This is a genomic window from Streptomyces sp. NPDC006655 (assembly GCF_040703965.1).
Lineage (GTDB): Bacteria > Actinomycetota > Actinomycetes > Streptomycetales > Streptomycetaceae > Streptomyces.
This window is the reverse complement of sequence record NZ_JBEYJU010000183.1, coordinates 1-8,034: the sequence shown is the minus strand read 5'-3', so window position 1 is coordinate 8,034 and position 8,034 is coordinate 1. Positions and strand designations below refer to the sequence as shown.

7 protein-coding genes, 1 tRNA gene and 1 pseudogene are annotated in these 8,034 nt (G+C 69.7%); 4 read left to right on the top strand and 5 right to left on the bottom strand.

Going from position 1 to position 8,034, the window contains the following annotated elements; all coding sequences use genetic code 11:
- The first annotated feature begins 605 nt into the window (after positions 1-605).
- Positions 606-1,043, top strand: coding sequence for a MarR family transcriptional regulator (locus tag AB0958_RS43645; RefSeq protein ID WP_030319631.1), 438 nt, complete (start codon positions 606-608; stop codon positions 1,041-1,043).
- A gap of 219 nt (positions 1,044-1,262) precedes the next feature.
- On the opposite strand, the gene AB0958_RS43640 is transcribed toward AB0958_RS43645, so the two are convergent.
- From AB0958_RS43640 to AB0958_RS43630, 3 genes are all read right to left on the bottom strand, one after another.
- Positions 1,263-2,219 (bottom strand): nuclear transport factor 2 family protein, encoded by a 957-nt coding sequence (locus tag AB0958_RS43640; RefSeq protein WP_366896041.1) that lies wholly within the window; start codon positions 2,217-2,219, stop codon positions 1,263-1,265.
- Between the two features lie 101 nt (positions 2,220-2,320).
- Positions 2,321-2,695: an alpha/beta fold hydrolase gene (locus AB0958_RS43635; RefSeq protein ID WP_366896040.1), complete on the bottom strand. Its 375-nt coding sequence runs from the start codon at positions 2,693-2,695 to the stop codon at positions 2,321-2,323.
- A 486-nt stretch (positions 2,696-3,181) separates the two neighbouring features.
- A complete protein-coding gene (locus AB0958_RS43630) occupies positions 3,182-5,833 on the bottom strand; it encodes an RICIN domain-containing protein (RefSeq protein ID WP_366896039.1) in 2,652 nt (883 codons plus the stop codon).
- Positions 5,834-5,978: 145 nt separating this feature from the next.
- Here AB0958_RS43630 and AB0958_RS43625 point away from each other — a divergent pair.
- A pseudogene (locus AB0958_RS43625) lies at positions 5,979-6,209 on the top strand (IS5/IS1182 family transposase); the annotation flags it as partial.
- A 96-nt stretch (positions 6,210-6,305) separates the two neighbouring features.
- Here AB0958_RS43625 and AB0958_RS43620 read toward each other — a convergent pair.
- Both AB0958_RS43620 and AB0958_RS43615 read right to left on the bottom strand, forming a co-directional pair.
- Positions 6,306-6,434 (bottom strand): hypothetical protein, encoded by a 129-nt coding sequence (locus tag AB0958_RS43620; protein ID WP_366896038.1) that lies wholly within the window; start codon positions 6,432-6,434, stop codon positions 6,306-6,308.
- Between the two features lie 80 nt (positions 6,435-6,514).
- A tRNA-Gly gene (locus tag AB0958_RS43615) sits at positions 6,515-6,596 on the bottom strand.
- A gap of 67 nt (positions 6,597-6,663) precedes the next feature.
- Here AB0958_RS43615 and AB0958_RS43610 point away from each other — a divergent pair.
- A complete protein-coding gene (locus AB0958_RS43610; protein ID WP_366896042.1) occupies positions 6,664-7,155 on the top strand; it encodes a MarR family transcriptional regulator in 492 nt (163 codons plus the stop codon).
- Between the two features lie 205 nt (positions 7,156-7,360).
- Positions 7,361-7,972, top strand: coding sequence for a DsbA family protein (locus AB0958_RS43605; RefSeq protein WP_366896037.1), 612 nt, complete (start codon positions 7,361-7,363; stop codon positions 7,970-7,972).
- Positions 7,973-8,034 lie beyond the last annotated feature (62 nt).

The window sequence follows — 8,034 nt, the reverse complement described above, 5'->3', positions numbered from 1 at the left end:
GCGTGCTTCCTCGGGTGAAGGGTGATGGTCGGGGAAATCGCCTGGCGGCGAGGTGTACGACGCGAACCGGGTCGAGGTGGGCAGCCCGTGTCGAGCAGGGGTTCAGCCTTGGGTGCCCTGCTGGTCGATCGGGTGGAGGCCGAGGCGGTGGGGTCGGACGGGTTGGCGCCGTGTACATCGCCGATGTAGAGGCTGAGGCGGGCCTTGTGACGGTCTGGGGCAGCGCGGCTTCTTCTCGAACGCGTTCTTGAGGCAGGCGTCCCGCCCAGACCTGTCACCACCGGTGAAGACAACGAGCCGGCCGCCTTCGGCCACGGCCTGCCGGTACAGCGTCCGCAACCGGGTCTCCTCGCTTGAGCCGGTCCGCTCGGCGGTGGAGGAGATGGCGGCGTCCGCCGAAGTGGGCGCCGGGGACAGGCCGGACGCGAGGACGCCGTCCATGGGAGCTACGACGCCGAAGGCGGCCAGGACGCGCTTTCCCATGGGGCGGACTCCACATCTGTGGGGACACGGCGAAGTATCTGCCGACGCAGACAATATATCTGCTGCAACAGATATTGCAACGGCAGATTCTTCCGCTCATGTCCTTCTGTCATCCTTGAGGAGTGAACGAGCAACTGCTGAACGACGACGACGTGACACTCTTCGGTCTCTTCGTGGAGGCCCACAGCCGTATCAAGCCGCTGGTGAACCGCGATCTCGACATACCGCACACCTGGTTCGAAGTGCTGCTGCGACTGGGCCGCACCCCCGGCCACCAGCTCCGCATGACGGACCTGGCAGAGGCCGTGTCCTTCAGCTCGGGCGGCTTCACCCGGCTCGCCGACCGCATGGAAAAGGAAGGACTCATCCGCCGCGACCCCGATCCTGCCGACCGACGAGCCGCACTCGCCGTACTGACCGACAAGGGCGGTCAGGCGCTCGACCACGCACTGACCGCCCACGTCTCCCACCTGCGCAACCACCTCGCCGGACCACTCTCAGCCGAGGACCGCCGCCACCTCGAGCGCATCCTGCGCACGCTGCGCGATGCGAACGCGTAAGTCCCTGTCCATGATCCGGATCACCGTCGCGGCCTTCGGACGCCGCCAGAGCCTGCCTCTGGCTCCGCATGACGCTCGTCGGTTCAGTAGGTCCCCGCGACGGTGGCCGGCCAGGTCAGCGGCGTCTGGGAGGCGGCCGACGGCACCCGCGCCCGGGCGGTGTTCGCCACCGTGCACGTCGACGGACCGGCACGGGGCTGACGGGCGGGGCCCCGGCCTCTAGAACATGCCGTTGCCGTTGGCCGAGGTCTCCGGGACGTTCTGGATGATGTCCCAGTGCTCGACGATCTTGCCGTTCCGCACCCGGAACAGGTCCAGGATCGCCGCGCCCCGGTCCCCCGGATAGTTGACGTAGTGGCTGTGGACGGCCACCAGGTCGCCCTCGGCGATGATCCGCTTCGGGGTGACGGTCAGTTGCGGTGCCGAGGCGAAGTAACCGCCGAGCCCGGTCTTCGCGGCGGGCACGCCGTTCAGCATCTGCGGGTTGTGCTGGAGGTAGCCGGGGTCCCAGTAGCGGTCGAGGGCACTCAGGTCCTTGTGGACCATGAGCTCGTCGAAGGCCTCGGTGACCAGCGCCTGGTTGGCCTGGGTGAGCCGGTGGTCCAGGGGCTGCGAGACCTGCGGTGAACTCAGCGTGGAGAACATGTCGTTGCCGCTGGCCGTGGTGTCCGGCACGTTCTGGATCACGTCCCAGTGCTCGGCGAGCTTGCCGCCCTGGAAGCGGAAGATGTCGATGACGGACGCGCCCTTGGTGCCCGGGACCAGCACCACGTTGGAGTGGAGCAGCACGAGGTCGCCCTGGGAGATGACCCGCTTGACGTTGTACCGGGCGTCGGGGAACCGCTGGTGGATCGAGGTGGCCAGGGCCTTGAGGCCCGCTGCCCCGTCGGCCGCGGTCGGGTTGTGCTGGATGTAGTCCGGCCGTACGTAGCGGTCGACGACCGCGGTGTCACCGTGCTCGAACACCCTCTTGGCGACGGTGATGGCGACGGCCTTCTGGTAGCCGAGGCGGGCGGCATCGCCGTAGCCGTCATGGCCGTACGCCGCGCGCCCGGCGGCGACCGGGCCCTGCGGGGCCGCCACGGCGGGTACGGCGGCCGCGCCCAGGACCGCGGCGGCGGCGAGGAAGGCGACGACAGCCCTGCGGGCGGGGGTGGTGGGGGCAGTGGGGGGCATGGTGCGCTCCAAACGTCTCATGCGTGCAAAACCGAGGAATAGCTTGAAGGTTCAAACTCTGCATCGGCAGATAAGCATCGCGGAGCGGTCCATGTCAACCGTCATTGCCGCCCGTTGGCGTGCGGAACGAGACCTTCGACGGCCGGGGTTGTGCCCACGACTGCAGGCAGGCCGACGACTCCACCGCCACGCGCCACTTCTCGGACGTACGGATGTCCACGGTGTCCCATTCGGTGCGGGTGCCGGTCGCGGCGTGCGGCGACCCGGGTGGCGGGCACGCCGCCGCAGGAGTGCGCGGCGAGAACGACGGGCCCCTCGCCGGCCTCGATCTCGGCACGGACCACGGCCACGTCCTCGGTCAGTCCCTGGGCTGCGGCACTGTCGGGGTTGCTGCTGGGCAGCTGCACGGCAAGGGAGGCGATACCGCGGGCGGCAAGCCGCTCACGCAGCGGGTTGAAGATCCACGGCGTGTGCATCGCGCCGTGAACGCGAGTACGACGGTCCGGTTCATCTGATGTGTCCTCAGTTATGAGCGGTGGTGCGAGTGGGGTGTTCAGTCGGTCATGGCATCGCGGACGAGGGCGGTGTCCACGAACTCCGTCCACTCCACGTCGGGGGCAAGGGGGGCACGCAGGGCTTCCAGCTCGCCTGCGGCGGAGGCGCCAGGTACTGGCGTCGTACGAAACCACTGGAGTGCCTGGCCGGTAACGGCGGCGATGCACTCGAATTCGCCGGAGTTCCCACAGACTGTGGACTGCGCATTGAGCCCGGTTGACCGTGGTAGACCGCCCTTATGGGCACGCCAAGGGCACTGGCCGCTCCTCCTCGCCTTGACGATGCGGGGCTGCCTTGCGCATCGCCCGGAAGCCCGGCGCCAGGAGCTCGTGCAGGATGAAGCGGGGGCCCTCAGCCAAGGCGGGGCCGCAGCCAGTGGTGGCTGCGGCCCCGCTCGGGCGCCCGGGTCAGGACGGGTCGCCGTACTGGAGGCCGCGTCCGTTGGTGCCGATGTAGACGCGGCCGTAGGTGTCGGGGTCGCCGGTGATGATGCCGAGGCTGCCGATGGCGCCCCACTGGTGGGCGTCGTCGTTGACGCGGAGCCAGGTGGCGCCCTTGTCGGTGGAGCGGAAGACTCCGGTGACGTCGTCGACGGTGCCGATCAGGTAGAGGGCCTGGTAGTCGGCGCCGGGTGCGGCCTTGCCGAAGCCGAGGGCGGAGGCGGACTGCACCGTCTTGAGTGTGGTGAAGGTGCGGCCGCCGTCGGTGGAGTGCAGCAGCCCCCTGTCGCCGCCGGCGATCCACAGGTCGCCGTTGACGCCGGGGACGGCGGTGAGCCGGCCGGAGGGCAGGCCGGTGGCGCGGGCGGTGAAGGTCGCGCCGCCGTCGGTGCTGGCGTGGAGCGTGCCGCCGGTGAGTGAGTAGAAGGTGTTGGCCGAGGAGCGGTCGGCGACGACCACGGCGTCGGTGCCCAGGCCACTGACCTTCGACCAGCTCGCTCCCTTGTCGGTCGAGCGGTAGGGGGCCTGGCCGGCCTCGGCCCAGACGATGGTGGAGCCGTCCGCCGAGAGGGCGACGTGACCGCTGTTCGCGCTGGGGACCGGTTCGGCGGTGAAGCCGTTCCAGGTGCTGCCGCCGTCGGTGGAGTAGGCGCCGTCCTGCGCGCCTCCGGTGCCGACACGGACCATCACCGCGGGAGCGGACTGGGCGAAGTCGATGTCGGTGCTGCTGCTCATCAGCGGGTTCTTCATCCGTCCGGCGGGCACCTCGGTCAGGGAGTCGTGGCGGAAGCCGCCCTGGTCGCCCATGGAGGTGATGACGGTGGCGCCGCCGGGAGGGGCGATCGCGTCCGCCAGCGACGTCTCCTCCAGCCCGCGGGCCCCGGAGGTCCAGTGGCTGGTGCCGCCGCTGTCGGAGGCATTGGCGTCCTTGCTGCGCCAGATGCCGTTGCCGGTGCCGTACAGCACATGCCCGGAGTCGAAGGGATCGATGGCCAGCGCGGTCATCCAGTGCCCGATGCCGGTACCGACGTAAGGAGCGCCGGAGTTGTCCCGCACCGACTTGTCGGCCAGTGCCTTCCAGGTCGCGCCGCCGTCGGTGGTCCGGTAGACCTCGTCCTGGGGCCACCAGCGGTCGAGGGTGGTGACCATCACCGTGGACGGCTTCTCCGGGTCGACGGCCAGACCGGAGAACCCGTAACCGCCCTGGGAGGGGGAGATGTTCTTCCACACGCCACTGGTCGGCGTGTACTTCCACACCGAGCCCGCCGTCGCGTCGTTGGGGCCGATGTCGTTGCTGTAGGACAGGTACAGCGACCCGTCACCGGAGACCGCCCCGTGCTGCGGCATCTGGCCGGTGGGCTGCCCGGAAACAGCCTGCCAGCTGCTGCCGCCGTCGGTCGAACGGTACAGGGACGTGGACTTGTCGTTGACGCCGACGTAGACCGTGTTGCCACCGGCCGGGCCGTACGTCACGAAGGAGATGCCCGCGCCGCTGCTCGCCCCGTCCTTGACAGGGAACGAGGAGACCTGACTCCATGTCGCGCCGTAGTCGGTGCTGCGCCACAGGCCGTTCTTGCGGGTGCCCAGCAGCAGGGTGCCGTGGTTCGCGGGGTCGATCACGAGCCGCTCGCCCGCCCCGCGGCCGGGCTCGTTGCCGCCCAGCTTGAACGGAAGACCGGTGCGCTGGAAGGTACGGCCCCGGTCGGTGGAGCGCAGGATCGCGCCGTTCCCGGCCCACTCGTTGGTGTAGGTGCCCGTCGAGAGGTAGAGCCGGCCCGGGTCGACGGGGTCGGTGGCCAGCGCGTCGATGCCCAGCAGGTTCCAGTCCTTCTCACCGAGCCAGTCGGTCAGCGGGATCCACTGCTCGGCCGCGGTGTCCCAGCGGTAGGCGCCGCCCATGTCGGTGCGCGCGTACAGCAGACCCTTCTCCTTCTGGTTGAACACCAGCCCGGTGACGTAACCGCCGCCCACCACCTGGGCGTTCTTCCACACATACGGTCCGGCCGCGGCCGTGGTCTGCGCACCGCCGGTCCCGGCCGGCTGGGTGTCGGCCGTCTTCACCAGCTTCCACTGCTGGTTGGTGCTGCCCCTGCCGGGATATTGGATGATCGGCGCGCCCTGGGCCGTGGAACCGCCGGAGACGTCCAGGACCTGGCCGCTCCTGCGGGAGGTGAGGGTGACGGCGTCGGAACCGCTCACCTCGTCGATCCGCCACTCCTGGGACGTGGCGGAGCTGTCGGTCTGCTGCTCGGCGGCGGCCGCCTGGGCGGTCGAACCGCCCGCTATGCCCAGCACCTTGCCGCTGTTGCGGTTCACCAGCTCGTAGTAGCCGTCCCCGGTGGGCTTCAGCTTCCACTGCTGGTTGGCGGTGTTCTGGTCGGTCCACTGCTGGATGCGGGTACCGTCGGCGGTGGAGTACCCGTTGACGTCCAGCACCTTGCCACTGCGTACGGAGACCAGCCGGTAGTAGGCGTTGCCGTCGATCGTCGCGGCCTGCGAGTCCTCCTGCGCGAACAGGAGATACGGCACAACGGCGAGGGGCACGCCGAGCAGCAGGGCAGTGGCGGTCCAGCGACGGCGGTGACGCCCCTGGCGCCCGCCGGTCGTGGGGTTGTTCATGGGGAGGTGTTCTCCTTGCATGCCGTTCACCAGAGGTCCGGATCCAGACACCGAAGCTGGCCGGATCTGATCTCTTGTGGTCACAGGCTCCGCAAAAGGTTGCCTCGAGCCGGGAACTTTTTTTCACCTCGACGACGCCGGGATTGTCGTCGTCACCGTCGGTCGGCCCGTCGCGGGCAACCACAACTCCTGCAAGGCATGGAAGATGTCCGGCGCGAAGGACGTTGTCGGCAGGGCCACGGTGATCGCGGACGGTGGCTACCGGGGCACCGGCCTGCTCATCCCGCACCACCGCAGGCGTGACAGGCGTGGTCGAGCCGACGCGCGGCCTGGGAATGCGGAACACAACGCCTCCCACCGCAAGGTCCGCTCCCGTCCGCCGGCGCCCCGGGCGAGACCAAGCCGGAAGCGGGCGCCCGCTTCGTCGTCCTCCCGGCCTTACCTACGCCGGGAGCTCCGCCGACACCTGGACTTACAGCACCCCGACGACGAGCGACAGCGCGAGCTGACGGCCGGGCTGGACGAGATGGTGCGCACCGAGCGTGCGAAGTGCCACAAGGGCGACGCCGCGCACCGCAACGAGGAGCCCTCCGAGAGCCAAGGGTGCGGTTGTGGTGCACCACCCGCCCACCGGTCTGGACAACAAAGAACCCCCGGGTCAATGACCTGGGGATTTCATCATGGAGCGGGTGACGAGAATCGAACTCGCGCTCTCAGCTTGGTAAGCGACGGCGCCTGCGCGGGCTCCACGGGAGTCACCCGCTTTCCCGACAAGGCATGATCGGTGGATGGATGCCCAGGCGTATCGGAGCGGGGGTGGGGACATGGCCATGGATCCGGCGGAGGTCTCGACGGCGAAGGAAGCCGCGGACAACGCGCTGGTGCTGGCGTTCGGGCGGTTGCAGGGGGCGGCGAACCGGCTGGAGTACATCCTGGGGCGGTCGCTGGAGCAGGAGTGCGGGGTCAGCCACCTCATGTTCGAGGTGTTGCTCATCCTGGGGCGGGCGGGTGAACCGGGGCTGTCGATGCGGGCCATCGCCCAGGAGCAGGTGCTGACCACGGGCGGTGTGACCCGGCTGGTGGACCGGATGGAGGCGGCCGGACTGGTCGAGCGGACCGAGGATCCCAGCGACCGGCGCGGGCGCCTGGTACGTCTGACCTCGCAGGGGGAGGAGACGGCGGTCGCCGCGTCCCGGGTGCACCTGGAGAACATCCGGCGCTACTTCCTGGCACCGCTGCCGCCCGAGCACCGGGACCGGTTCGCCGAGGACCTGCGCATCCTGAGCCACTCGGCCCGGGACGTGCTGCCGCGCCTGCCCTGAGATGGGATGACCATCGCCGTTCGGCCGTGCGGCGGGCTGAAGCGACGGCAGCCGTGCGGCGGGCTGAAGCGACGACAACAGAGCGAGTACGTGTCGACCGTCACACGAACAGCGCCACGGCACCGAAATATCTGATGAGTCAGTTACTGTTCTGTCAGATGAATCGCTCGCGCCGGGCGGGCGCCACACGCTGCCGAGGTCCTTGATGAAGCTCGTCTACGTCTTCGATGCCTACTGCGGCTGGTCGCACGGCTTCTCCGAAACGCTGCGCCAGGTCGTCTCCCGTCACCCCGAGCTGCCGACCGACGTGGTCTCCGGCGGCCTGTTCACCGCCGCGCGCAGGGTTCCGATCCGCGAGTTCGGCTACGTCCAGGGCGCCAACGCCCAGATCGCCGAGCTGACCGGCGCCGAGTTCGGCGAGGCGTACGAGCGACTGATCGCCGACGGCTCCTTCGTGATGGACTCCGAGGCCGCCGCGCGTGGCGTCGCCGCCCTGCGCCAGGCCGCCCCCGACAGGGCGGCGGAGCTGGCCACCACCCTCCAGCACGCCTTCTACGTCGACGGCCTGAGCCTCTCCCACGCCGCCACCTACCGGAAGGTCGCCGAACAGGCCGGGCTGGACGCCGACGCCGTGGTCGGCGCCTTCGAGGCGCCCGAGGCACAGGACGCGGCGGCGAAGGACTTCCACCGCTCGGCCGAGCTGGGGGTCACCGGCTTCCCCACCCTCCTGGCCGTCGACGGTGACCGGGTCACCGTCCTGGCCCACGGTCACGCCACCGCCGACGAGGTCGACCGGCGGCTCGCGAACCTCTCCTGAACCCGCAACCCGTCCTCCGCCCCTGAACCCGCCCCCACCACCCCTGCAAGGAGCCCAGAACA

Bases quoted from the DNA above. Each gene is read 5' to 3' on its own strand.
- AB0958_RS43640 (WP_366896041.1), bottom strand. From the start codon at position 2,219: ATGCCCCCCACTGCCCCCACCACCCCCGCCCGCAGGGCTGTCGTCGCC.
- AB0958_RS43635 (WP_366896040.1), bottom strand. From the start codon at position 2,695: ATGCACACGCCGTGGATCTTCAACCCGCTGCGTGAGCGGCTTGCCGCC.
- AB0958_RS43630 (WP_366896039.1), bottom strand. From the start codon at position 5,833: ATGAACAACCCCACGACCGGCGGGCGCCAGGGGCGTCACCGCCGTCGC.
- AB0958_RS43610 (WP_366896042.1), top strand. From the start codon at position 6,664: ATGGATCCGGCGGAGGTCTCGACGGCGAAGGAAGCCGCGGACAACGCG.
- AB0958_RS43605 (WP_366896037.1), top strand. From the start codon at position 7,361: ATGAAGCTCGTCTACGTCTTCGATGCCTACTGCGGCTGGTCGCACGGC.